This is a genomic window from Agromyces sp. Marseille-Q5079, assembly GCF_051016555.1.
Taxonomy (GTDB): Bacteria; Actinomycetota; Actinomycetes; order Actinomycetales; family Microbacteriaceae; genus Agromyces.
In genome coordinates, this window is record NZ_JBPEJF010000004.1 from 310187 (window position 1) to 334247 (window position 24061).

General features: G+C 71.9%; 20 protein-coding genes. 17 read left to right on the plus strand and 3 right to left on the minus strand.

Annotated elements, in window-relative coordinates; all coding sequences use genetic code 11:
* The first annotated feature begins 35 nt into the window (after nt 1-35).
* The 10 genes from ACR3IO_RS12065 to ACR3IO_RS12110 all read left to right on the plus strand — a co-directional run bounded on the left by ACR3IO_RS12065 (nt 36) and on the right by ACR3IO_RS12110 (nt 11689).
* Nucleotides 36-1004 (plus strand): AAA family ATPase, encoded by a 969-nt coding sequence (locus tag ACR3IO_RS12065; protein ID WP_434071449.1) that lies wholly within the window; start codon nt 36-38, stop codon nt 1002-1004.
* A complete protein-coding gene (locus ACR3IO_RS12070; protein ID WP_434071450.1) occupies nt 1001-2299 on the plus strand; it encodes a DUF58 domain-containing protein in 1299 nt (432 codons plus the stop codon). The genes ACR3IO_RS12065 and ACR3IO_RS12070 overlap by 4 nt, the downstream gene beginning before the upstream one ends.
* The gene (locus ACR3IO_RS12075) at nt 2296-4587 is read left to right on the plus strand and encodes a transglutaminase domain-containing protein (RefSeq protein ID WP_434071451.1); all 2292 of its coding nucleotides are present in this window, start codon (nt 2296-2298) and stop codon (nt 4585-4587) included. The genes ACR3IO_RS12070 and ACR3IO_RS12075 overlap by 4 nt, the downstream gene beginning before the upstream one ends.
* A gap of 9 nt (nt 4588-4596) precedes the next feature.
* The gene (locus ACR3IO_RS12080) at nt 4597-5163 is read left to right on the plus strand and encodes an FHA domain-containing protein (protein ID WP_434071452.1); all 567 of its coding nucleotides are present in this window, start codon (nt 4597-4599) and stop codon (nt 5161-5163) included.
* 118 nt (nt 5164-5281) lie between these two features.
* On the plus strand, nt 5282-6787 hold the full coding sequence (leuC, locus tag ACR3IO_RS12085; protein WP_434071453.1) for a 3-isopropylmalate dehydratase large subunit: 1506 nt from the start codon (nt 5282-5284) through the stop codon (nt 6785-6787).
* Between the two features lies 1 nt (nt 6788).
* Nucleotides 6789-7409 (plus strand): 3-isopropylmalate dehydratase small subunit, encoded by a 621-nt coding sequence (gene leuD / locus ACR3IO_RS12090; RefSeq protein WP_434071454.1) that lies wholly within the window; start codon nt 6789-6791, stop codon nt 7407-7409.
* Entirely contained in the window at nt 7406-8776 is a 1371-nt protein-coding gene (murA, locus tag ACR3IO_RS12095) for a UDP-N-acetylglucosamine 1-carboxyvinyltransferase (protein ID WP_434071455.1), read from the plus strand. The genes leuD and murA overlap by 4 nt, the downstream gene beginning before the upstream one ends.
* Nucleotides 8777-8783: 7 nt before the next feature.
* Nucleotides 8784-9560 (plus strand): lysophospholipid acyltransferase family protein, encoded by a 777-nt coding sequence (locus tag ACR3IO_RS12100; protein WP_434071456.1) that lies wholly within the window; start codon nt 8784-8786, stop codon nt 9558-9560.
* A complete protein-coding gene (locus ACR3IO_RS12105) occupies nt 9553-10686 on the plus strand; it encodes an NAD(P)H-dependent glycerol-3-phosphate dehydrogenase (RefSeq protein WP_434071457.1) in 1134 nt (377 codons plus the stop codon). Before ACR3IO_RS12100 ends, ACR3IO_RS12105 begins: the two co-directional genes overlap by 8 nt.
* Complete coding sequence (locus tag ACR3IO_RS12110) at nt 10586-11689, plus strand: D-alanine--D-alanine ligase family protein (RefSeq protein WP_434071458.1); 1104 nt, start codon at nt 10586-10588, stop codon at nt 11687-11689. The genes ACR3IO_RS12105 and ACR3IO_RS12110 overlap by 101 nt, the downstream gene beginning before the upstream one ends.
* A gap of 15 nt (nt 11690-11704) precedes the next feature.
* On the opposite strand, the gene ACR3IO_RS12115 is transcribed toward ACR3IO_RS12110, so the two are convergent.
* Together ACR3IO_RS12115 and ACR3IO_RS12120 are read right to left on the minus strand one after the other, a co-directional pair.
* Entirely contained in the window at nt 11705-12214 is a 510-nt protein-coding gene (locus ACR3IO_RS12115) for a DUF3515 family protein (protein ID WP_434071459.1), read from the minus strand.
* A gap of 24 nt (nt 12215-12238) precedes the next feature.
* Complete coding sequence (locus tag ACR3IO_RS12120; RefSeq protein ID WP_434071460.1) at nt 12239-13915, minus strand: substrate-binding domain-containing protein; 1677 nt, start codon at nt 13913-13915, stop codon at nt 12239-12241.
* Between the two features lie 243 nt (nt 13916-14158).
* Here ACR3IO_RS12120 and thiL point away from each other — a divergent pair, with 243 nt between their 5' ends.
* Nucleotides 14159-15181 carry a thiamine-phosphate kinase gene (thiL, locus tag ACR3IO_RS12125; RefSeq protein ID WP_434071461.1) on the plus strand — a complete coding sequence of 341 codons (1023 nt, stop codon included), beginning with the start codon at nt 14159-14161 and terminating at the stop codon, nt 15179-15181.
* Here thiL and ACR3IO_RS12130 read toward each other — a convergent pair.
* A complete protein-coding gene (locus tag ACR3IO_RS12130; protein ID WP_434071462.1) occupies nt 15151-15747 on the minus strand; it encodes an RsmD family RNA methyltransferase in 597 nt (198 codons plus the stop codon). The genes thiL and ACR3IO_RS12130 overlap by 31 nt on opposite strands.
* 109 nt (nt 15748-15856) lie before the next feature.
* Between ACR3IO_RS12130 and ACR3IO_RS12135 the strand changes: the two genes are divergently transcribed.
* Genes ACR3IO_RS12135 through ACR3IO_RS12160 form a run of 6 tightly spaced genes read left to right on the plus strand, consistent with a single transcriptional unit; the run spans nt 15857 to nt 24049 of the window.
* Nucleotides 15857-16621 (plus strand): tetratricopeptide repeat protein, encoded by a 765-nt coding sequence (locus tag ACR3IO_RS12135; protein WP_434071463.1) that lies wholly within the window; start codon nt 15857-15859, stop codon nt 16619-16621.
* On the plus strand, nt 16618-18831 hold the full coding sequence (locus ACR3IO_RS12140) for an ATP-dependent DNA helicase RecG (protein WP_434071464.1): 2214 nt from the start codon (nt 16618-16620) through the stop codon (nt 18829-18831). The genes ACR3IO_RS12135 and ACR3IO_RS12140 overlap by 4 nt, the downstream gene beginning before the upstream one ends.
* 51 nt (nt 18832-18882) lie before the next feature.
* Nucleotides 18883-19374, plus strand: coding sequence for a pantetheine-phosphate adenylyltransferase (coaD, locus tag ACR3IO_RS12145; protein WP_434071465.1), 492 nt, complete (start codon nt 18883-18885; stop codon nt 19372-19374).
* A complete protein-coding gene (locus ACR3IO_RS12150; protein WP_434071466.1) occupies nt 19371-20411 on the plus strand; it encodes an AAA family ATPase in 1041 nt (346 codons plus the stop codon). The genes coaD and ACR3IO_RS12150 overlap by 4 nt, the downstream gene beginning before the upstream one ends.
* A gap of 1 nt (nt 20412) precedes the next feature.
* On the plus strand, nt 20413-21735 hold the full coding sequence (locus ACR3IO_RS12155) for a DUF58 domain-containing protein (protein WP_434071467.1): 1323 nt from the start codon (nt 20413-20415) through the stop codon (nt 21733-21735).
* Nucleotides 21725-24049 carry a transglutaminase TgpA family protein gene (locus tag ACR3IO_RS12160; protein ID WP_434071468.1) on the plus strand — a complete coding sequence of 775 codons (2325 nt, stop codon included), beginning with the start codon at nt 21725-21727 and terminating at the stop codon, nt 24047-24049. Before ACR3IO_RS12155 ends, ACR3IO_RS12160 begins: the two co-directional genes overlap by 11 nt.
* Nucleotides 24050-24061 lie beyond the last annotated feature (12 nt).

Here is a 24061-nt window from a genome sequence, read left to right on the forward strand (position 1 = left end):
CGACAGAGCATTCAGCACACGTACAAGGAGCACCCATGGCAGTGACCCAAGAACAAGCGACCTGGTTCCAGGACGCCTTCTCGAAGCTCGTCGACAACATCGACCAGGCGATCCTCGGCAAGCGGCCGACGATCGAGCTCGTGGTGACCGCGTTGCTGTCCGACGGTCACGTGCTGCTCGAGGACTTCCCGGGCACGGGCAAGACGGTGCTCGCCAAGGCGCTCGCCAACACGCTCGACGGCACGCACTCGCGCATCCAGTTCACCCCCGACCTGCTGCCGTCTGATGTCACGGGCGTGACGATCTTCGACCAGGGCAAGGGCCACTTCGAATTCCACCGCGGGCCGATCTTCGCCTCGATCGTCCTCGCCGACGAGATCAACCGCGCGAGCCCGAAGACGCAGTCCTCGCTCCTCGAGGTCATGGAGGAGGGCCGGGTCACGGTCGACGGCGTCAGCTACGAGGTCGGCAGCCCGTTCATGGTCATCGCGACGCAGAACCCGGTCGAGCAGGCGGGCACCTATTCGCTCCCCGAGGCGCAACTCGATCGCTTCCTCATCAAGACCTCGCTCGGATACCCCGACCACCAGACCGCCGTCACGCTGTTGCTGGATTCGGCGAACCGTGCGCGCGCCTCGAAGGTCTCGCCGATCATCGCGTCGAGTTCGGTCACGACGATGGCGCAGCTCGCCTCCGAGGTGTACGTCGACGCGGCCGTGCTGAGCTACCTCAACGAGATCGTCACCGGCACGCGCGACCACAAGGACTCCGCGCTCGGCGTCAGCATGCGTGGCGCGCTCGCGCTCGCCCGCGCGACGAAGACGTGGGCGATCGGCCACGGCCGCACCTACGTCACGCCCGACGACGTGCGGGAGCTCGCGGTGCCCGTGCTCGCGCACCGCATCATCGTCGACCCCGAGGCCGAGTTCGCCGGCGCCACGGCCGGGGACATCGTCTCCTCGGTCCTGGTCGACGTCGCACCGCCCGCCTACCGCGCCGCATGAGCGTGGAGCCGCGCGCGCCCCGACCCCCGTCGCAGGCGCGCATCGCCGCGCGGGCCGTCGGGCGTTCGCTCGCGGCATCCGCTCGCTCGGCGTCGACCGCTGCGGCCTCGGCCGGCCGGAGATCCGCCGAGTGGGCCTCGCCCGTCACGGGCGTGGTCTCGCTCACCGGATGGTTCGTGCTGCTCGCCGCGCTCGTCGCGTTCATCGGGGCCGCGCTGCTCGGCTGGATCGAGCTCGTGTTCCTCGGCGCGACCCTGCTCGCCGCGCTCCTCGTGAGCGTCCCGTTCGCCTTCGGGCGCATGCACTACCGAGTGCAGGTCGCGCTGCAGCCGACCCGCGTCGTCGCGGGGGAGCGCGCGTTCGGGCGCCTCTCGGTGACGAATGTCGGACACACGTCCTCGATCCCGTCGCGCATGGAACTGCCGGTCGGTGCCGGGGTCGCGGAGTTCATCGTGCCCGCCCTGCCCGCCGCGGGCGAGCACGAGGAGCTCTTCGCCGTGCCCACGTCGCGCCGTGCCGTGATCGTCGCGGGCCCGGCGGTCTCCGTGCGCGGCGATCAGCTTGGGCTCCTGCGCCGCATCGTGCGGTGGAGCGATCCCGTCGAGTTGTTCGTGCACCCCGTGACGGCCAGGCTGAAGCCGTCCGCCGCCGGGCTCGTGCGCGACCTCGAGGGCGAGATCACGAAGACGATCACCGACAACGACATCTCCTTCCACGCGCTCAGGGCCTACCAGCCCGGCGACCCGCTGCGGAACGTGCACTGGCGCACGTCGGCGCGCACGGGCACGCTCATGGTCCGCCAGTTCGAGGAGACCCGCCGGTCCCAGCTCGCGCTGCTGCAGTGCACGGAGCGCGCACACTACGCCTCCGACCACGAGTTCGAGCTCGGCGTGTCCGTGCTCGCCTCGCTGGCGGTGCAGGTCATCCGCGACGCCACGCGTGCCGACATCCTGACCGAGCAGCTGACGCTGCGCACGGCCACCCCGATCGCGCTGCTCGACGACACCAGTCGCATCGAGGCGGCATCCGGTGCGTACGAGTCGATCAGGGCCTTCGTCCGCGACCGGACGAAGCGCCTGGGTGCTCCGAGCGTCGCGATCATCGTCGCCGGGTCGGCGGTGCCCCTGGCGGAGTTCCGGGCCGCCGAGACGGTCTTCGGGCCCGACACGCAGACCCTCGCCTTCCGCGTGGAGGCGGGCGCGTCCTCGCGCATCTCGAAGGTCGCCGGCACGACCGTCGTGACGGTCGGCGCCCTGTCCGACCTCGCAGGCCTCGTCAGGAGGGTCCGCCCGTGACGCGCATCCCACGCACCGCGGTGAGCGACCTCATCGTGCTGGCCGTGCTCTCGTTGCTCGCGATCGCCGGCTACGAGACGAGCTTCGGCGACCTGGACTTCCTGCTGGCCGCGGCCGCGGGCCTGGTCATCGGCACGCTCGTCGCCGTGGTCGGCACGATGCTGCGACTCGGGGTCCTGACGACCGTGCTGCTCGGCCTCGCCGCCTACTTCGTGCTCGGCACGCCGTTCACGATGCCGGGGTCCGCGCTGTTCGTGGTGCTGCCGAGCCTGACGTCGCTCGCCGGGCTCGCGCTCGGGGCGGTGTACGGATGGGCCGACATCGTCACGATCGGCACGCCCGTCGAGGCGCCGTACTACGTCGCCGTCGTCCCGTACTTCGCGGCCTGGGCCGTCTCCCTCGCCGGGTCGATGCTCGTCCTGCGCTGGCTTCCGCGTCGCCGCACGGTGCTGCGGAGCGCCGTGATCCTCATCGGACCGGTGCTGCTGTTCATCTCGGGCATCCTGCTCGGCACCGACGAGGCGTTCTTCGCGGGGGTCCGCGGCGTCGCGTTCGCCGTCATCGCGCTCGTCTGGCTCGCCTGGCGTCGAACTGCGGATGTCGAGACCGACGAGACCGGCGCGCGCCGGCTCCGGTCGCAGAAGCTGCGCGGCTCGGCGATCGTCGTCGCCGGCGCCGTCGCGATCGGCGCCGTCGCCGGCATCGCGGTCGCGCCGGTCGCACCCGACCGGTTCGTACTGCGCGACCAGATCGTGCCGCCGTTCGATCCGCTCGAGTTCCCGAGCCCGCTCGCCGGGTTCCGCAACTACACGAAGGACCTCGCCGAGGAGCCCCTCTTCACGGTGACAGGGCTGCAACCGGGCGACACGATCCGGCTCGCGTCGATGAACTCCTACACGGGCCGGCTCTGGAACGTCGCCGGACCCGGCGACTCCGACGATGACGGCGGCTACGCGATCACCGGGCCGACCCTGCCGCAGCCGCCGCTCGCGACCCTCGAAAGCGCCCGCTCCATCGAGATCGACATCGAGTCCTACGACGACGTCTGGCTCCCGACGATCGGCTACGGGTCCGACCTGCAGCTCGAGGACGCCGACTCGGCTGCGCGCACTGGCGACCTCCGGTACAACGCCGCGGCCGGCACGGCGGTGCTGACGAGCGGCGTGGGGGAGGGTGCGAGCTATCGGCTCGACGCCCGCGTGCAGGCCGAGCCCAGCGACGAGGCCCTCGCGGACGTCCCGATCGCCATGGTCGAGCTGCCGCCGGTCGAGAACGTGCCCGACGTCGTCACCGCGAAGGGCGAGGAGTACGCGGGCGATGCCGCGACGCCCATCGAGCAGCTCCGCAACATCGAGCGCGGACTCAAGACGAACGGGTTCCTGAGCCATGGGCTCGCCTCCGACGCGGTCGCCTCGCGCGCGGGTCATGGCGCCGACCGGCTGATCGAGCTGTTCACCCGCTCCTCGATGGTCGGCGACGAGGAGCAGTACGCCGCGGCGATGGCGCTGATGGCCCGCCAGATGGGTTATCCGGCGCGGGTCGTCATGGGGTTCGCTCCCGAGATCGGCGAGGACCAGGATTCCGTCGAGGTGCTCGGCGACGACGTGACCGCGTGGGTCGAGGTGCCGTTCGAGGGCGTCGGATGGGTCTCGTTCCGGCCCACCCCCGACGAGGTCGACGTGCCGCAGGAGCAGACGCCGAAGCCGAAGTCCGAGCCGCAGCCGCAGGTGCGCCAGCCGCCGCGGGCCGAGGCCGTCGAGGACGACCTCCTGTCCACCGTCGAGATCGACGACACCGACGACGAGGACAAGGACCGCGACTTCCGGATCCCGGGCTGGGTCTGGGTCGCGACGGCCTCGCTCGGCATCCCGCTCGCGATCGTGTTCCTGCCGATGCTCTTCGTCGGGCTGGCGAAGAGCCGTCGGCGGCGCAAGCGGCGCTCGAGGCCGAACGAGGTCGCCGCCGCGGCAGCATGGGACGAGCTCGTCGACCGGTACGCAGAGCTCGGCTTCGAGCCGCCGGACCGGTCCTCCAGATTGCAGACCGCGCGTGCGCTCGAACGCCAGGCATCCGAGCAGGGCGTCGCGCCGAACGACGGCGACGGCGGCCTGGCGCTGACCGCGCTCGCTGCGAGCGTCGACCGGGATGTGTTCGACGGGGAGCAGGTCGCCTCCGAGACGGTGCTCACGCGCTGGAACGAGGCGGATGCCGCGGCAGCCGCCGTCGCGGCCGCGGTCGGCCGGACACGGCGCTTCATCGCCAGGTACCGCCTGCGCCGTCATCGGTAGAATGCCGTCGTGGCCGCACCGGAGTTCATCGTGCCCCCGCCGGGGCTGATCCCGAACGCGCCCGACGAGACGCCGTCGCAGACCACCGACGGCGTCGCAGGTGCGACCGACCGCACGGTGCAGGCGGCTCCCGTGCGACCGTTCCCGTCGTTCACGCCGTTGCCGACCGCGCCGCCGGCCGCAGTCGCCGTGCCGCCGGCCTTCCAACCGCCGGCCCCGACGCCGACGGCGACGGTCTTCCACCTCGTCGGCGCCGACGGCGTCGAGGTCGAGCTCGCCGAACGCAGCGTCCTCGGACGACGCCCCGCCGCCGACGAGCAGCATGCCGGCGCCCGGCCGATCGCGCTCGACGACCCCACCCGGACGGTGTCCAAGACGCACGCGTTCGTCGAGGTCCGAGACGGGCGCGTCGTGGTCACCGACCTGCATTCGACGAACGGCGTCGCCGTCCAGGCCGGTGGCGGAGAGCTCACGGTCCTCGACGCCGGAGCGCCCGCCGAGGTCGAACCGGGGTCCGTCCTGCGGCTCGGCGACCTCGCCCTGACCCTGCGCAGGTCGACCGGATTGACGGTGTAGCCTGTCATGGTGCGCGCAGCCCGTCTTCTCCTTCGCTGCCGCGGCGGGGCCTCGTTCTAGGCCGATCCCGTCGCGGAGTCTGCTGTCGGCTGCCCCTATTTCCTGAGGAAGCGAACGCATGAACGCAGTACCCACGAGCGGCGTCACGACGCCGGAAGCACGACCGCGCACCTTGGCCGAGAAGGTCTGGGACGCCCACCTGGTGAAGAAGGGCGAGGACGGCACGCCCGACCTCATCTACATCGACCTGCACCTCGTGCACGAGGTCACGAGCCCGCAGGCCTTCGACGGCCTGCGCGTCGCCGGCCGACCCGTGCGGCGGCCCGACCTGACGATCGCCACCGAAGACCACAACACGCCGACGCTCGCGATCGACAAGCCGATCGCCGACCTGACGAGCCGCACGCAGATCGAGACGCTGCGTCGCAACGCGGCGGAGTTCGGCATCCGCCTGCACTCGCTCGGCGACAAGGAGCAGGGCATCGTGCACGTCGTTGGGCCGCAGCTCGGCCTCACGCAGCCCGGCATCACGGTCGTCTGCGGCGACTCGCACACGTCGACGCATGGCGCGTTCGGTGCGATGGCGTTCGGCATCGGCACGAGCGAGGTCGAGCACGTGCTCGCCACGCAGACCCTGCCGCTGAAGCCGTTCAAGACGATGGCCATCAACGTCGACGGCGCGCTCCGCCCCGGGGTCACGGCGAAGGACATCATCCTCGCCGTGATCGCGAAGATCGGCACCGGCGGCGGACAGGGCTACGTGCTCGAGTACCGCGGCAGCGCCATCCGCGCACTGTCGATGGACGGCCGCATGACGATCTGCAACATGTCGATCGAGGCGGGCGCCCGGGCCGGCATGGTCGCGCCCGACCAGACGACCTTCGACTACCTCGAGGGCCGCACGCACGCACCGCAGGGCGAGGACTGGACCACCGCCGTCGAGTACTGGAAGACGCTCGCCACCGATGAGGGAGCGACGTTCGACGCCGAGGTCTTCGTCGACGCCGACGAGCTGGAGCCGTTCGTCACGTGGGGCACGAACCCCGGACAGGGCGTCTCGCTCTCGCAGGCCGTCCCCGACCCGGCTGCGATCGAGGACCAGCACGAGCGCGCCGCGGCCGAGCGGGCGCTCGAGTACATGGACCTCGAGCCCGGCACGCCGTTGAAGGACATCCGCGTCGACGCGGTGTTCATGGGGTCGTGCACGAACAGCCGCATCGAGGACCTGCGCGCATTCGCGTCGATCATCCGCGGCAAGCAGAAGGCCGACGGCGTCCGCGTCATGGTCGTCCCGGGCTCGGCTCGTGTGCGACTCGAAGCCGAGGCCGAGGGGCTCGACAAGGTGTTCGAGGCCTTCGGCGCCGAGTGGCGCTTCGCGGGCTGCTCGATGTGCCTCGGCATGAACCCCGACCAGCTCGCCCCAGGCGAGCGCTGCGCGTCGACGTCGAACCGCAACTTCGAGGGCCGGCAGGGCAAGGGCGGTCGCACGCACCTCGTCTCCCCGCTCGTGGCCGCGGCGACCGCGATCCGCGGAACGCTGTCCAGCCCCTGGGACATCGGGGCCGACGGCGAGACGACGGATGCCGCGACCGACCGCACGAGCACCGAAGGCGAAGGGCGCTGACATGGAGAAGTTCACCACCGTGACGGGTGTCGCGGTTCCGATGCGACGCTCGAACGTCGACACGGACCAGATCATCCCGGCCGTGTTCCTGAAGCGGGTCACCAAGACCGGATTCGACGACGCGCTGTTCTACGCCTGGCGCCAGGACCCCGAGTTCATCCTGAACCAGGAGGCCTACCAGGGGGCGCGGGTGCTCATCGCCGGGCCCGACTTCGGCACCGGATCCAGCCGCGAGCATGCGGTATGGGCGCTCCGCGACTTCGGGTTCGACGTGGTCATCAGCTCGCGGTTCGGCGACATCTTCCGCGGCAACTCGGGCAAGCAGGGGCTGCTGGCGGCGCAGGTCGCGTACGAGGACATCGAGCGACTCTGGGAGGTCGTCGAGGGCGAACCGGGAATAGCCGTGACCGTCGATCTCGTTGAGCGTACGGTCAGCGTCGGTTCGCTGACCGTGCCCTTCGATGTCGACGACTACACTCGTTGGAGGCTTCTCGAAGGGCTCGACGACATCGGTCTCACCCTGCGCGACGAATCGGCCATCGCCGAATTCGAGACGCACCGAGAGGCCTGGCGGCCGAAGACGCTCCCGATCCGGGAGCCGGCGGAATCAGGAACTCTGTGAACACACTCGGGCAGGATGCCAAGAACCACGCCACTGCGGTCGGACTCAACGTCGACCGAATCACGATCAACGGCGGCAAGCCGCTCGTGGGGCGCATCGAACTGAAGGGCGCGAAGAACCTCGTCACCAAGGCGATGGTCGCCGCGATCCTCGGAGACACGCCCAGCGTGCTGAAGGACGTGCCGAACATCAGCGACGTCCGCATCGTGCGGGGCCTCCTCGAGGTCCACGGGGTCACCGTCACCGACGGCCCCGTCGAGGGCGAGCTCATCCTCGACCCGTCGGCCGTCGAGACGGCCCACATGGCCGACATCGACGCGCACGCCGGTTCGAGCCGCATCCCGATCCTGTTCTGCGGGCCGCTGCTGCACCGCCTGGGCGAGGCGTTCATCCCCGACCTCGGCGGATGCCGCATCGGCGACCGCCCGATCGACTACCACCTCGAGGTGCTCCGCAACTTCGGCGCGATCGTCGAGAAGCTCCCGAGCGGCATCCGCATGTCGGCGCCCGACGGACTCCACGGCGCGAAGGTGGCCCTGCCGTACCCGAGCGTCGGCGCGACCGAGCAGGTGCTGCTCACGGCTGTGCTCGCCGACGGCATCACCGAGCTCTCGGGCGCGGCGATCGAGCCCGAGATCATGGATCTCATCAACATCCTGCAGAAGATGGGCGCGATCATCACGGTCGACACCGACCGGGTCATCCGCATCGAGGGCGTCGACAAGCTCGACGGCTACACGCACCGTGCGCTGTTCGACCGCAACGAGGCCGCGAGCTGGGCTGCGGCCGCGCTCGCGACCGAGGGCGACATCTTCGTCGGCGGCGCCCGTCAGGCCGAGATGCTCACGTTCCTCAACGTGTTCCGCAAGGTCGGCGGCGACTTCGACATCGCCGAGGACGGCATCCGGTTCTTCCACCCCGGCGGCGACCTCAAGCCCGTGATCATCGAGACCGACGTGCACCCGGGCTTCATGACCGACTGGCAGCAGCCGCTCGTGGTGGCCCTCAGCAAGGCCAAGGGCGTCTCGATCGTGCACGAGACCGTGTACGAGCAGCGCTTCGGGTTCGTCGACGCGCTCGTCGAGATGGGCGCCTCGATCGAGGTGCACAAGGAGTGCCTCGGCTCGGCAGCCTGCCGATTCGGCCAGCGCAACTTCAAGCACTCCGCGGTCATCTCGGGGCCCTCGCGGCTCACGGGCGCCGACATCGAGGTCCCCGACCTCCGCGGCGGCTTCAGCCACCTCATCGCGGCCCTCACGGCCGACGGTCGCTCGACCGTCTCGAACGTCGGCATCATCGCTCGCGGGTACGAGAACTTCATCACGAAGCTCGAGCTCCTCGGGGCGGATTTCGAACTCGACGCATAATGGGGGAGTGCTCCACGACGACGCGTCTCCCGACCGACCTGTGAAGGCCCGTTCGGAGACCCGCCGCCCCTCCTTCTTCTGGCTCCTCGCGGTCCTGGTCCTGCCGATCATGAACCTGGCGGTGAAATTCCGCTTCCACCACCCCGAGCGCATGCCGCAGACGGGCGCGTTCGTGCTCGCCCCGAACCACTACAGCGAGATCGACCCGGTGGTGATGGGCGTCGTCAGCTGGAAGCTCGGGCGTGCTCCGAGGTTCATGGCGAAGGCCTCGCTGTTCAAGAACCCGGTGCTCGGCTGGCTCCTGCGAACCTCCGGGCAGATCCCGGTGGAGCGCGCGGGCAGCAAGAGCCACGCGGCGCTCCGAGCGGCCGAGGAACTCGTGGAGAAGGGGCGCATGGTCGTCGTGTACCCCGAGGGTTCGCTCACCCGCGACCCCGATCTCTGGCCGATGCGCGGCAAGACCGGTGCGGTGCGCATCGCGCTCGAACGCGGCATCCCGATCGTGCCTGCGGCCCATTGGGGCACGCAGGAGCTGATGGGCCGCTACGGCAAGAAGCTCAGCCTCTTCCCCCGCAAGACGATCGACGTGATCATCGGGGAACCGCTCGACCTCTCGGCGTATCGCGACCGTCCGCTCGACCAGGCGAGCCTGCTGAAGGCCACCGCCGAACTGATGGACGCGATCGCGGCGCTGCTCGCCGAGCTCCGCGGCGAACCCGCACCGGCCGAGCGCTGGGATCCGACCAAGCACGGACAGAACGAGACGGGGCGCCTCGATGGCTAGGGCGAGTACGAAGCCGCACGGCACCCGGGTCGCCGTGATCGGCGCCGGCAGCTGGGGGACGACCTTCGCGAAGATCCTCGCCGACGGCGGCGCCGACGTGATGCTGTGGGCGCGCCGTCCTGAGCTCGCGAAGGAGATCCAGGAGGGCAAGCGCAACAGCGACTACCTGCCCGGCATCAACCTTCCCCTCGGGCTGCGGGCGACCAGTCGCCTCGACCTCGCCCTGGCGGGGGCCCAGCACGTCTTCCTCTCGGTGCCGAGCCAGTCGCTGCGCGAGAACCTCGTCGCGGCGGGGCCGCACCTGCACGCCCAGGCGACGATCGTCTCGCTCATGAAGGGCGTGGAGAAGTCCACGGGCCTGCGCATGAGCGAGGTCATCGCCGAGGTGCTGCGGGTCGAGCAGGAGCAGATCGCCGTCATCTCGGGCCCGAACCTCGCGCTCGAGATCGCGAAGGAGCAGCCCACCGCGGCGGTGGTCTCCTCGTCGAGCCTCGAGACGGCCCAGGCCGTGGCCCTGATCTCCCGCAACCGCTACTTCCGCTCGTTCGTCAACACCGACGTCATCGGCACCGAGTTCGGCGGCGTGCTGAAGAACCTCATCGCCGTCGCGATCGGCATCGTCGACGGCGTCGGCTACGGCGAGAACACCAAGGCGTCGATCATCACGCGCGGACTCGTCGAGATGACCGACTTCGCCGTCGCGTACGGCGCCCACCCCGAGACGCTCTCGGGCCTCGCCGGGCTCGGCGACCTCATCGCGACGAGCCAGTCGCCGCTCTCGCGCAACAACACCGCCGGACGACTGCTCGGCCAGGGATACCACCTCGCCGACGTGGTGAACCAGATGAACCAGACCACCGAGGGACTCGCCTCGGTCGGGCCGATCCTCGAGCTCGCCCGCGCCAAGGGCGTCGAGATGCCCATCGTCGAGCAGGTGCGCCAGGTGCTCGCCGGAACGCTCGAGCCGAGGGACATCGCGCCCCACCTCACGACCGACGACGAGCCGCAGGGCGAAAGGACTTTGGATGGACAAGCTCAGGGTGGTTCTGCTCTTCGGAGGGCGTTCAAGCGAACACTCGATCAGCTGCGCAACGGCGGGCGGAGTGCTGGGGGCGATCGACCGTGACCGCTTCGAGGTGATCCCGGTCGGGATCACCCGCGACGGCGCGTTCGTGCTCGAGAGCGACGATCCCTCCCGGTTCGGGCTCGATCCCGAGCACCTGCCCGAGGTCGTCGACAACGGTTCGCGCGTGCACTGGCCCGAGAGCACGGCGTCCCGTGAGCTCCGGGTGACGACGGTGTCCGCTGAAACAGGCGTCGCGGGCGAGCGCTCGCTCGGCGAGGTCGACGTCGTCTTCCCGATCCTGCACGGCAGGTTCGGCGAGGACGGCACGGTGCAGGGGCTGCTCGAGCTCGTGGGACTGCCCTACGTGGGCAACGGCGTGCTCGCCTCGGCGGTCGGCATGGACAAGCACTTCACGAAGACGGCCCTCGAAGCGGCCGGCATCCCGGTCGCGCCGTGGGTGACGCTCACGCGCGCCGCGCTCGACGGCGACGCCGAGCTCTGGCAGCGCCGCGTGCGCGGGCTGGGGCTCCCGGTGTTCGTCAAGCCGGCACGTGCGGGCTCCTCGGTCGGCGTCACGAAGGTGTCCGATTGGGCCGAGCTCGACGCCGCCCTCGAGGTGGCGTTCGCCGAGGACCGCACGGTGCTCGTCGAGCAGGCGATCCCCGGTCGCGAGATCGAGATCGCGGTGCTCGAGGGCCGTGACGGCGTCCGCGTCAGCGTCGCTGGCGAGGTCGTCGTGTCGGGCCGAGAGTTCTACGACTTCGAGGCGAAGTACCTCGACGCGCCGGGCGTCGACCTGGTGTGCCCTGCAGAGCTCGGCGACGGCGAGACGTTCGAGCTCGAGCGCATCGCGCGTCGCGCATTCGAGGCGATCGGGGCCGAGGGCCTCGCGCGCGTCGATGTGTTCCTCGGCGACGAGGGCTTCGTCGTGAACGAGATCAACACCATGCCCGGCTTCACGCCGATCTCGATGTTCCCGACGTGCTGGCTCAACACCGGGCTCAGCTACCCCGAGCTCATCGGCGAGCTCATCGACGTCGGAACGGCTCGCGGCGCGCGCTGACGCGCCCCGGTCGGGTCACTCCGCCGGCGTCGCATCCTCGACCGAGGTGCAGCCGCCGTCGGCGGGGATGACCCCGACCGCCCGCGAGAGGTCGGAGATCGCGGACGTTCCCGAGACCACGTCGTTGTCGACGAGCACCTCGACGGCGGGCGTGCGCCCATACGTGGTGAAGAGGTACTTCGGCGCCTGGGACTCGTCGATGACCCAGTCGATGCCGTCGACGCTCACGCACCGGTCGGTCGTGGGCCCGAGCGGCGGGACGCCGCAGCGCAGCAGCACGGTGGCAGGGTCGCCCCACGCGCCGGTTCCCTGCGCATCCGTCTCGCGTGCGGGCTGGTCGGCGACCGTGTCGGGCAGCAGGACCACCAGGTCGGCGCAGGCCGTGTCGCTCGCTTCGGGAGCCGCCTGCATGTTCACGATGGGACTGCACCCGGCGAGGGCGATGACGGCGCCGACCGCCGCGAGGGTGGCCCCCGCGAGCCGGACGCGCAGCGGGCGTGACGGAAGGGCGGGGTGCTGAGACATCCGCTTCAGAGTACCCCGTCGACCTCAGCAGTTCGGACGGCAGGAGCGCTGCGACAGGGCGTCGGTGAGCACCGTCTTCAGGTCCTGCGGGCGCTCGGCGGAGTACGCGGCGCCGCCGGTCGCCTCGGCGATGAGGCGCATCGACTCGAGGTCGGTGTCGGGGCCGATTCCCACGAGCACGACGGGCACGGGCTGGTCGCTCTCGGCGATGGCGGTGAGCTGTTCGAGCAGCGCCTCGCGGCTGATGCCGTTCTCGTCCTCGTTCTTGCCGTCGGTGAGCAGCAGGACCGAGTTCACGTTCTCGGGGTCGTACTCCTCGCGCACGGCCTGCACGGCCGCGAGCGTCGTGTCGTAGAGCCCGGTGGCACCGCCGAGTCGTGCCGGCAGTGAGCCGATGACGTCGAGCACCTGCTGGCGGTGGAGTTCGTCGGCGAGCGGTTCGATGGGGGAGAGGGGCTCCCAGTCCTGGTCGCCGATGCGCGTGGTCGAGAAGGCCCAGAGTCCCACGTCGACGGCTTCGGAGAGCTGCGAGACGGTGCTGCTCGCCGCCTCGGTGAGCAGGTCGATGCGTCGCAGGCCGGTCACGGTGGGCTCTTCCATCGAACCCGACACGTCGATCACCGAGAGGATGCGCGAGCGCAGGCTCAGCACGCCCCAGTCGCGCAGGATCGCGACCTGAGCGGATGCCGCGGCCGATCCGACCTCCGTCGCGTCGGAGACCACGCCGTCCTGTTCGAGCTCGCCGCCGCCGGCGCCGTCGCGGAACCCTTCGGCCGCGAACCGGTCGGATGCGTCCCAGAGCTCGATCTTCAGCGCGTTCAACTGCGCGGCGCGCTGCACGAAGTGCTCCTCCTTCTTCGACAGGGGCTGCTCGTCGCCGTCGGCGGGGCGGTTCTTCGCGAGCTCGGACTCGTCGAGCATGCGGAGGAACGGGAACTGCAGCGCGAGTGTGCCGTCCTCGGGGTAGAGGGCGAGGAGCGGCGTCGCCGCGTCGTCGTGGTTGTGCATGGCGACCTGCTGTTCGCTCGCGATGGCCACCGTTCCGGGCGGGCTCACGGCCAGCGACGCGAATGCCGCGTCCACGCGGGCGGGTGCGCCGTCGCTCAGGCGGATCATCGCGTTGCGGAAGTCTCGCGCCTGTCCGATCGGGACGGCCCGTTCCATGGCCTGCAGGCCGTTCAGGCTCGCCGAGGAGGCCTCGGGATCGGCGAGGAGGGCGGGCAGGTCTCCGGTGAGCACGTCGTCCCAGTTGAGCGCTCGGCCGGCGAACGCGTCGGCGCCGCTGACCGGCGCCGCGAAGACGACGGGGCTCGACGCGATCGAGCGCTCCATGGCGACGTCGGGCACGTCCCGGCCGAGCGAGCGGGCACTGGCGGCGGTGCGTACGAGCCAGACGGGGGAGTCGGGGATCCAGGCGTCGATGTCGGATCCGTTGCCCGAGGCGAGCAGGGCCGAGGTGTCGGCGGAGTCCTGCGCGACCACCTGGGTCCGGGCGCAGGAGTCCGCGCGCGCGTCGTACTCGGCGGCGAGCTGCGTGACGGGACGGGCGATCGCCGTGTCGGCGACCACGGTCAGCTCGACGGGCTCGGTGCAGGCCGGCGCGGCGGCGAGCCAGGCGCTCAACGACCCGCCCGCCCACGCGGAACCGGCGATGCCGACGAGCGCGACGCTCGTGGCCGCGGCGGCGATGATCACCACCACTCGGCGGGTTCTGCGGCGCGTGCGCGCGCGTTCGGCTCGTTCGCTTCGTCGATTCACTTGGGCTCCATTGCTGCACGGTGAGCAACATCTGAGCCACCGCGTTTCGGGTATCGCGGCCTTGTGGGGCGAGTTCACTGTACGGCAGGCGGGGCCGTTATGTAAGTATTCGTTACCTCCTCGAAATGTGCCTCGGACGGGTGACACCGGGCGATGGGCCCCGAGGGCCTGTCCTAGGCTTGCCGCGTGCCCGATTCGCCGCAGCCCAGCGCGCCCCGTCCCGTCGCCGCCACGATCGGCGAGATCGGCGAGATCGCCGCGCTCCGACGCATCCTGCCTCGCCTCGACTCGGGCACCGCCGCGCTCCTCGGCCCTGGTGACGACGCGGCGCTCGTCGCGGCATCCGACGGCCGGTTCGTCGTGACCACCGACCTGCTCGTGCACGGCCCCGATTTCCGGCTCGCCTGGTCGACGCCGTTCGAGCTCGGCTGGAAGGCCGCGGCCACGAACCTCACCGACGTGGCCGCGATGGGGGCGCGACCGACCGCGCTGGTCGTGGCGATCGCCGCACCGCCCTCGTCGCCCGCGACCCTGCTCGAGGGCATCGCCGACGGCCTCCGCGAGGCGCTCGCCGCCCTCGCGCCGGGTGCCGGCGTCGTCGGAGGCGACCTGTCGGCATCCGACGTGCTCACGATCGCGGTCACGGCCTTCGGCGACCTCGAGGGTCGGGCGCCCGTGCTGCGCTCGGGTGCGCGCGTCGGCGACGTCATCGCGCACGCCGGGGCTCGCGGCGATGCGGCCAGGGGACTCGCCCTGCTCTTCGATGAGGCGACGGATGCCGCGGGCGAACCCGACGCGGCGCTGGCCGCCGCGCTCCGGGAGCGCCACCCCGACCTCATCCGCGCGCAACTGGCACCGGCTCCGCCCGTGTGGGCCGGCGTGGTCGCCGCGACCGCGGGGGCGACGTCCATGCTCGACGTGTCCGACGGGCTGGCGCGCGACGCGCGACGCGTTGCGGAGGCGAGCGCGGTGGCCTTCGACTTCTCGTCGCAGGCGCTCGGCGGCGAGGCCGAGACCGTGCGTCTCGCGCTCGCGGGCGGCGAGGACCACGGAATGCTGGCGACGTTCCCCGACGGGGCCCGCATCCCGGTGCCGTTCGAGCCCATCGGACGCGTCGTCGACGGCGCCGGACGCATCCTGCTCGACGGCCGCGACGTCGGGGCCGACGGGTGGGACCCCTACTCCGGCTGGGACGGCCGTTCGGGCTGAACGGGCTCGGCGATCGCCCACCAGAGGGTCGTCTCGCCGTAGTCGCGCCGACGCTCGAGGCCGATGCCGGTCGGCCAGGTCGGCTCCGGCGTACGAGAACTGCGCTCGACGACCACGAGCGCGTGGGCGTTCAGCAGCGGCGCGAGCAGCTCCAGGTCGCGTGCGAGGGCGGGTTCGTCGAGGTCGTACGGCGGGTCGATGAAGGCGAGGTCGACGCCGGCGGGCGCGGTCTCGAGATAGGCGGCCACGGCGCGCGGCACGACGCGGATGCGCGCGGCCGCGCGGCCGAGCGCTCGCGTGACGGCGTCGGCATTGCGGCGGCAGACGTCGGCGGCGGGCTTCGCGCGCTCGACGAGCACGATCTCGACGGCGCCGCGACTCGCGGACTCGAGGCCGAGCGCGCCCGATCCGGCGTAGAGGTCGAGCACCACGGCGCCCTCGATCGCGTCGCGGGCCTCCAATGCGGAGAAGATCGCCTCCCGCACGCGGTCGCTCGTCGGGCGCGTGCCGGATCGCGGTACGGCGAGGGTCAGTGAGCCGGCGGCCCCGGCGATGATGCGCGTCATGCTGGTGGCAGCCTACCGGCCCCGAGGCCTCCGGGCCGTGCGGTGGGGCGTCGGTCGCTGCCATGATGGAGAGGTGGATGACCAAGCCGTGGAAGCCCCTACCGCTCCCGTGACCGCCAGACGCCGTGCCATCGTCGACCAGGCGGTCCTCGACCGCATGTGGGACTTCGCCGACCCGCAGGGGAGCGCCGAGCGGTTCCGCGCGGCCTCCGCCGAGGAGTCGGCACCGCCCGCCGTCCGGGCCGTGATGGCCACCCAGCTCGCCCGCGCGCTCGGGCTCCTGGGCGCGGGCGAGGAGGCCGAACGCGTGCTCGACGAGGTGAAGCGCGAGAGCGGCGACGCCGATGCCGAGCTCCGCGCCAGGGTCGCGATCGAGCGCGGCAGGCTCCTCGCCGCCGGCGTCGAACCGACCGCAGCGGTGCCCGGGCTCACGCTCGGCGTGCGAGAGGCCGCGCGTGCCGGCTCCGCGTTCCTCGTGCTCGACGCGCTGCACCTGCTCGCGTTGAGCGACGCCGGCCACGAGGAGGAATGGGCCGCCGAGGGGCTCGACGTGCTCGAGGGTCAGCGTGATCCGCGGGTGCTCCGCTGGGGCATCTCCCTGCACCACAACCTCGGTTGGACCAAGCACGACCAGGGTCGGGCCGAGGCCGCCCTGACGCAGTTCGAGCGGGCCGTCGAGGTCGCCGATCGCCACGGCTCGGCCGAGCAGCGGCAGGTGACCCGGTGGGCGGTCGCGCGATGCCTGCGCACACTGGGCCGGGTCGACGAGGCGCTCGCGCTCCAGCGCGAGCTCGCGGAGCTCCGCCCCGACGACCCGTACGTGCGCGCCGAGCTCGAGGCGTTGACGGCGGTCGCGCCTACGATCGAGGCATGACGGCCGACGAGACCCACGATCCCGGTGTCGGTCGTTTCTCGCTCGACTCGCGCCTCACGGGCGCCCTGGGCGGCCGAACGGCGCAGGCCCTCGAGCGCGCCTTCGGGTACCGCACGGTGGGCGACCTGCTCGGCCACTACCCGCGCCGCTACGCCCTGCGCGGCGAGCTGACCGCGCTCGCGAGCCTGCCGCTCGACGAGAACGTCACCATCGTGGCCGAGGTGATCGAGGTGCGCGAGCGCACGATGCGGTCCCGTCGAGGGTCCATCCTCGAGGTCAAGATCTCCGACGGCACCGGCATCCTCACGCTCACCTTCTTCAACCAGGCGTGGCGTGCCCGGGAGCTCGTGCCGGGCGCTCGCGGCATCTTCGCGGGCAAGGTCGGCGACTACCGAGGCGCCCGTCAGCTCGCGCACCCCGACTACGAGCTCTTCGACGACGCGACGCCGACGTCGCCGACGGATGCCTCGGTCAAGCGGTGGGCCGAGGCGCCCATCCCGATCTACCCGGCCACGAGCACGCTCGCGAGCTGGCAGCTCGCGAAGGCGATCGCCCTGCTGCTCGACGGACTCGACCCGGTGCCCGACCCCGTTCCCGAGTCCGTGCGCTCCGCGAAGGGGCTGCTCGAGCATCGCGAGGCCCTCGAACGCGTGCACCGCCCCGAGGCGGAGTCCGATTGGAAGGCCGCCCGGCGCACCCTCCGGTTCACCGAGGCCCTCGTGCTGCAGACGACCCTGCTGCTGCGGCGCGCGGAGCTGCGCACGCACACGGCCACGGCGCGGCATCCCTCGCCCGGCGGGCTCCTCGAACGGTTCGACGCGAGCCTCCCGTTCACGCTGACCGGAGACCAGGTCGAGGTCGGCGACCGCATCGCGTCCGACCTCGGCGAACCGGTGCCGATGAACCGGCTGGTGCAGGGCGAGGTCGGCTCGGGCAAGACCGTCGTCGCGCTCCGGGCGATGCTCGCGGTCGCCGACTCGGGCGGCCAGTCGGCCCTGCTCGCGCCCACCGAGGTGCTCGCGGCCCAGCACCTGCGCTCGATCGTGCGGATGCTCGGGCCCGACCTCTCCTCGCAGCTGGTCCCGACCCTGCTCACCGGCCAGCTCCCCGCCGCCGAGCGCCGCAAGGCGCTCCTGCGCGCCGCCGCCGGACAGTCGCGCATCGTCGTCGGCACGCACGCGCTCATCGGCGACACGGTCTCGTTCGCCGATCTCGGCCTCGTGGTCGTCGACGAGCAGCACCGCTTCGGCGTCGAGCAGCGCGAGGCGCTCCGCCTCAAGGGCACGCAGCCGCCCCACGTGCTGGTGCTCACCGCGACGCCCATCCCGCGCACCGTCGCCATGACCGTGTTCGGCGACCTCGAGGTCTCCACCATCCGCGAGCTGCCCGCGGGCCGGGCGGGCATCGAGTCGCACGTCGTACCCCTGGTCGAGCGACCGGCCTGGCGCACGCGAGTCTGGGAGCGGCTCGCCGAGGAGGTCGCCGCGGGCCGTCAGGGCTTCGTCGTCTGCCCGGCCATCGAACCGCGCGTCACCGAGGAGGCCGATCCCCCCGAGGGTGCCGACCCGGCGGAAGCGCAGGGGTCGCCGGCCGCGCCGCCAGCGTCCGTCGCGGCCATCGTCGCCGAGCTGGCCGTCAACCCGCACTTCTCCGACATCCGGGTCGCCCCGCTGCACGGGCGCATGAGCTCCGACGAGAAGGATGCGACCATGCGCGCCTTCGCCGCGGGCGAGATCGACGTGCTCGTCGCGACCACCGTGATCGAGGTCGGCGTCGACGTGCCGAACGCGAGCGTCATGGTCGTGGCCGACGCCGACCGGTTCGGCGTCTCGCAGCTGCACCAGCTTCGCGGCCGCGTCGGGCGGGGCGGGCTCCCCGGCCTCTGCCTGCTCGTCACCGCGGCCGAGCCCGGATCCCTCGCCCGGCAGCGCGTGGAGGCGGTCGCGGCGACCCTCGACGGCTTCGAGCTCGCCCGGGTCGACCTCGAGCTCCGGCAGGAGGGCGACGTGCTCGGGGCGACCCAGTCCGGCGGGCGCTCCTCGCTGAAGCTCCTGCGCGTGGCCCGCGACGGCGACGTCATCGCCGACGCCCGTGAGGCGGCCGCGGCGGTGCTCGCCGACGATCCGCGACTCGCCGGGCATCCCGCGCTCGCGGCCGACGTCCGTCGCCGCCTCGACGACGACGCCACCGGATTCCTGAGCAAGGGCTGAGAGTCGAACGCACCCCTTCCGGCGCGGCATCCGGGCAGTACGCTGGTGCGTATGCAGCGGATCGCCGTCGTTCCCGGTTCATTCGACCCCGTCACCAAGGGGCACCTCGACGTGATCGAGCGCGCAGCCGGACTCTACGACGAACTCCATGTCGTGGTCGTGCACAACCCCGACAAGAACGCCCTCCTGCCGATCGCGCAGCGCGTCTCGCTCATCGAGCGGGCCATCGCCGACGCGGGCATCCGGGGCCGCGTGGTCGTGGCCTCCTGGAGCATGGGGCTCCTCGTCGACTACTGCAGCGACGTCGGGGCGAGCGTGCTCGTCAAGGGCGTCCGGTCCCAGGTCGACGTCGCCTACGAGACCCCGATGGCGATCGTCAACCGCGACCTCGCGGGCGTCGAGACGGTGTTCCTGCTTCCCGATCCCCAGCACGCCCACGTGTCCAGCTCGCTCGTGCGGCAGGTCTCGGCCCTCGGCGGCGACGTCTCGCCGTACGTGCCGTCCGTGGTCGCCGACTACCTCGCGGCGGCGATGACGCCATGAGCGAGCCGGCCGTGACGACCGTCTCGTCCGCCGCGCCGAGCGCCGCGGACGCGACATCCGTCATGCACATCGACGAGGTGGGGGTCCTCGCCGCCCGCATCGTCGCCAACGTCGAGACGGTCATCGCCGGCAAGCGCGAGGCCGTCACCGCCGCGCTCACGGTCGTGCTGGCCGAGGGGCACCTGCTCATCGAAGACGTGCCCGGCGTCGGCAAGACGATGCTCGCCAAGGCGCTCGCCCGTTCGCTCGGCAGCAGCATCAGCCGCATCCAGTTCACACCCGACCTCCTGCCGAGCGACGTGACCGGCGTCTCGGTGTTCGACCAGGCGAGCCGACGGTTCGAGTTCAAGCGCGGGCCCGTGTTCGCGAACCTCGTGATCGGCGACGAGATCAACCGGGCGAGCCCGAAGACCCAGGCCGCCCTGCTCGAGTGCATGGAGGAGCGGCAGGTCACGGCCGACGGCACGACCCACCACCTCGAACTGCCGTTCACGGTCATCGCGACGCAGAACCCGGTCGAGATGGAGGGCACGTACCCGCTGCCCGAGGCGCAGCGCGACCGATTCATGGCCCGGGTCTCCATGGGGTACCCGGCATCCGCCGATGAACTCGCGATGCTGTCCACGCGCGAGACCTCGAGCCCGCTCGACCGGCTCGAGCAGGTCGTCGCGGTCGACGAACTCCGCGGCATGATCACCGCCGTGCAGCACGTGTTCACGTCGCAGCCGGTCAAGGAGTACGCGGTCGAGCTGGCCCGCGCGACCCGCGACGACCGGCAGCTGCGGCTCGGCGCGAGCCCGCGCGCGACCCTGCAGCTGATCCGGGCGGCGAAGGCGCACGCGGCGATGCACGGCCGGGACTTCGTGCTGCCCGACGACGTCGACGCGCTCGCGGTGCCCGTGCTGGCGCATCGTCTGGTGCCGACGAGCCGGGCGGTCGGCTCCCACGACCGCGACAGCGGGCCCCTCATCGACGCGATCGTGCGACGCATCGTCGCCGACACGCCAGTACCCGTCGGGAGCGCGCGAAGGAACTGAGATGCCCCGCACCCGACCCGCATCCTGGCCGCGCCTCACCCGCCGCGGCGTCTCGCTCGTGGTCGTCGGCGTGGTGCTCGCCGGCATCTCGCTCTGGTTCGACCTGCGCGACATCCTGGTCCTCGCGTTCGTCGGCATCGCGATGCCCGTCGTCGCGGCGGTCTTCGTCGCGCTGCGGCGGCCCAGGCTCGCGGTGCAGCGCGAGTTCGCACCCGCGGTGGTGCCGGCCGGCGAGGCGACGCAGGTGTCGCTCGTCGTGCAGAATCGCGGCACGCGCACGTTCGACGGCGCCCACTGGCGCGATCGGGCGCCCGACGGCGCGGTCGGCCCGGCCGAGGCGCTCCTGCCGGCCCTGGGCCCGCACGAGACCGTCCTGCCGTCGGGCGACGATCGCGTGCGCGTCGAGTACCGTCTGCGGATGCCGCGGCGCGGCGTGTTCGCCGTCGGCCCGCTGAGCATCGGCGTCCACGATCCGTTCGCGCTCGCCGGCATCGAACGCGATGCCGGTTCCGCCCACGAGATCGTGGTGACCCCGCGCGTCACGCCGCTGGCCGAGGCGCTCGCGACCGCCGCGAGCATCGACGGCGTCGTGCACAGCTTGCAGCGACGCAACCATCCCAACTCCGACGAGCTCATCGCCCGCGAGTACCGGTACGGCGATCCGCTGCGGCGGGTGAACTGGCCGGCGACGGCGCGCCGCGGCGAGCTGATGGTGCGCGAGGAGGAGCAGCGGGGCGATCCCGAGGCGCGGGTGCTCCTCGACGTGCCGTCGAACGGCCGGGGCGGGCTCGCGGTGCACCACCACGATCGGTCCTCCGACGTCGACGAGCGCTTCGAGCTCGCGATCGAGGTCGCCGCCTCGATCGGCGTGCACCTGCTCGAGCACGGGTTCCGGCTCCGCTGTACGAGCATCGCCGACCACGAGCGGGGACTCGGGGCGACGGCGCCGCCCGACGGGTCGTATCGGATGCCGGGCGGCGAGCACCTCCTCCTCGAGGACCTCGCACGGGTCGAGGTCGGGGGGCGGCGACGACGGGCCGACGACGAGCGGGCGCCGTCCGATGCGAGGCCCCGGGGCCGTGACGCGCGCGAGCCCGGATTCGCCGTGCTCGCCGACCCGAGCCAGGCCGACGCGGGCGCGCTCGTCGCGCTCAGGCCCGGGTTCGAGCCGGCCATCGCCTTCGTGACGGCCACCGTGTCCTCGGCGGTGCGGCAGATGCTCGAGAATGCCGACTGGAACGTCGTGACGGTGCGCCGCACCACCGAGATCGGCGGGGCGTGGGCGGCCGTCGCCGCATCGACGGCGGTGCGCGATGCATCCTGACCAGGCGGTGCTCACCCCGGTCCAGCGACTGGCGCTGACGACGGCGTCGTTCGTGCTGATGGCCACAGCGATCATGGCGCTGGGGCCGCTCATCGCCGGCAGCGGATGGTGGTGGCTGTGCGCGTTCGTGTCGGCGGGCGTGCTCTTCGCGGGTGCGGGGCTCCGTGCGGTGCGCGTGCCGGGCGGGCTCGTCCCGGTGCTCGAGGCCGTCGTGCTCCTGATGCTGCTGACCCTGTTGTTCGGCGGCTCCACAGGCCTGCTCTTCCTCGTGCCGCTGCCCGACACGTTCGCCCTCTTCGGCGAGCTCTTCAGCGGCGCGCAGCGCACGATCGCGCAGCAGTCGGTCCCCGCGGTGACCGTGCCGGCGCTCTCGTTCGCCCTCGCGCTCGGCGTCGGCGTGCTCTCGATCCTGCTCGACGTGCTGGTCCAGGTCGCACGGCGGCCGGCGTTCGCGGCGGTCCCGGTCATCGTGCCGCTGCTCATCCCGGGGTTCATCGTGGAGTCGGGCGTGGGGCTCCTGGTCCTCGTCCTCGTGGCGGCGTCGTACCTGTTGCTCCTCCGCGTCGACGTTCGGGTGAATCGGGCGGCGCGGTTCGAGCACGCGCGCGACGACGGCGTGACCACCGTGACCGCGCCACGGCGGGTCCCGGTCGCCTCCACGCTGGGCGCCTCGCTCGGCGTCGCGGGCGTGGGCATCGTCGTCGCCTCGATGCTCGCCGTGTCGACGCCGAGCATCTCGACGAGCCTGCTGCTCGGCACGGGGTCCCAGAGCACGCTCTTCGCACGCGGCGTGAGCCCGTTCATCGATCTCGGGCGCGACCTCCGCCGGCCCGAGGCTCGACCGGCGTTCCGCTACCTCGCGCGCGACGGCGACCGGCCGTACTTCACCCTGCTCACCCTCGACCGGTTCGAGGGCGATGTCTGGTCGGTCGCCGACCGCCCGGTCGACGGCGACAACACGGTCGATGCGATGGGTGCACCCGTCGGGCTCAGCCCCGACGTCGAGACCTCGGAGCATCCGATCGACGTGCTCGTGAACGAGGTGCGCACGACGTGGCTGCCGGTGCCGTATCCGTCGACGAGCGTCGAGGGTCTTCGGGGCTCATGGTTCTGGGACGAGGACTCCCTCACGGTTCGCAGCGCCGACACGAACACGGCCGGACAACGCTACGAGGTCACGCGTCTCGCGGTCGAGCCGACGGTCGTGCAGCTCCGCGAGGCGGGGCCGGCGACGTCGGTCGACGCCCGGTACCTCGAGCTGCCCGAGGAGATGCCCGAGATCATCGGGGCGACGGCCGTGAACCTCGCCTCGGGTGCGGCGACGCCGTACGACGCGGCCGTCGCCATTCAGGCGTACCTGCGCTCGCCCGACTTCCGATACTCGACGGAGGCGCCGGTCGAGGGCGGGTACGACGGCGGCGGATTCGACGTGATCGGCGCGTTCCTCGAGCAGAAGCAGGGCTACTGCGTGCACTTCGCGTCGACGATGGCGGTGCTGGCCCGCGAGGCCGGCATCCCGGCGCGCATCTCGATCGGCTACACGTCGGGAACGCCGACGACCGACCGCGTCGACGGGGTGCAGCGGGTCGAGGTCGACACGCACGACCTGCACGCGTGGCCCGAGCTCTACTTCGAGGGCGTCGGCTGGGTGCCGTTCGAGCCGACCCCCGGCCGCGGTTCCGTGCCGGAGTACTCGCGGCCGGGTGCCGGCCAGTCGCCGACCTCGGTCCTGCCGACGGGTCCAGCCTCCAGCACCGCGCCCTCCGGGCGCCCCGAACTCGACCCCGACCGGGGCCTTGCAGGGCAGACGAGCGATCCGTTTGCGAACAGCGGGGCGCTGCGGGTGATCCCGATCCTGTTCGGCATCGTGGCGCTGCTCGCGATTCCCTCCCTCGTCCGAGCCCTGCAGCGCGGTGCACGCCGCCGTCGCATCCGGCAGGGGCGTGAGGCCGCGGATGCCGCGTGGCGGGAGTTCGTCGCCACGGCGACCGATATCGGCATCGGCGTCGAGTCCGGCACCCCTCGTGCCATCGCCTCGTTGGTCGCGGCGCGACCCGCGTTCCACGAGCCCGTGGTGCGTGCGGCGCTGCTGCGCCTGCGCGACGCGGTCGAGCGGGCGAGGTTCGGTCCCGACGACGGGCGCGAGCCCGCGCCCGAGTCTCGCCGGCGCCTCCTCGGCGACCTCGATGCGGTGAGGTCCGCGCTGCTGCGCGACGCGGCCGGCCGCGATCGCGCGGCCGCGGCGCTCCTGCCGCGCTCCCTCGTCGAGCGTGTCGTGCGCGTACCCGGCGTTCGTGCAGGCGGCGGAGCGTAGACTCGCTCTTCG

Coding starts and splice junctions, on each gene's coding strand:
- ACR3IO_RS12140 (WP_434071464.1), top strand. CDS start 16,618: ATGACGGCCGACGAGACCCACGATCCCGGTGTCGGTCGTTTCTCGCTC.
- ACR3IO_RS12110 (WP_434071458.1), top strand. CDS start 10,586: ATGGACAAGCTCAGGGTGGTTCTGCTCTTCGGAGGGCGTTCAAGCGAA.
- ACR3IO_RS12150 (WP_434071466.1), top strand. CDS start 19,371: ATGAGCGAGCCGGCCGTGACGACCGTCTCGTCCGCCGCGCCGAGCGCC.
- ACR3IO_RS12070 (WP_434071450.1), top strand. CDS start 1,001: ATGAGCGTGGAGCCGCGCGCGCCCCGACCCCCGTCGCAGGCGCGCATC.
- coaD (WP_434071465.1), top strand. CDS start 18,883: ATGCAGCGGATCGCCGTCGTTCCCGGTTCATTCGACCCCGTCACCAAG.
- leuC (WP_434071453.1), top strand. CDS start 5,282: ATGAACGCAGTACCCACGAGCGGCGTCACGACGCCGGAAGCACGACCG.
- ACR3IO_RS12160 (WP_434071468.1), top strand. CDS start 21,725: ATGCATCCTGACCAGGCGGTGCTCACCCCGGTCCAGCGACTGGCGCTG.
- ACR3IO_RS12130 (WP_434071462.1), bottom strand. CDS start 15,747: ATGACGCGCATCATCGCCGGGGCCGCCGGCTCACTGACCCTCGCCGTA.
- ACR3IO_RS12065 (WP_434071449.1), top strand. CDS start 36: ATGGCAGTGACCCAAGAACAAGCGACCTGGTTCCAGGACGCCTTCTCG.
- ACR3IO_RS12115 (WP_434071459.1), bottom strand. CDS start 12,214: ATGTCTCAGCACCCCGCCCTTCCGTCACGCCCGCTGCGCGTCCGGCTC.
- leuD (WP_434071454.1), top strand. CDS start 6,789: ATGGAGAAGTTCACCACCGTGACGGGTGTCGCGGTTCCGATGCGACGC.
- ACR3IO_RS12155 (WP_434071467.1), top strand. CDS start 20,413: ATGCCCCGCACCCGACCCGCATCCTGGCCGCGCCTCACCCGCCGCGGC.
- ACR3IO_RS12105 (WP_434071457.1), top strand. CDS start 9,553: ATGGCTAGGGCGAGTACGAAGCCGCACGGCACCCGGGTCGCCGTGATC.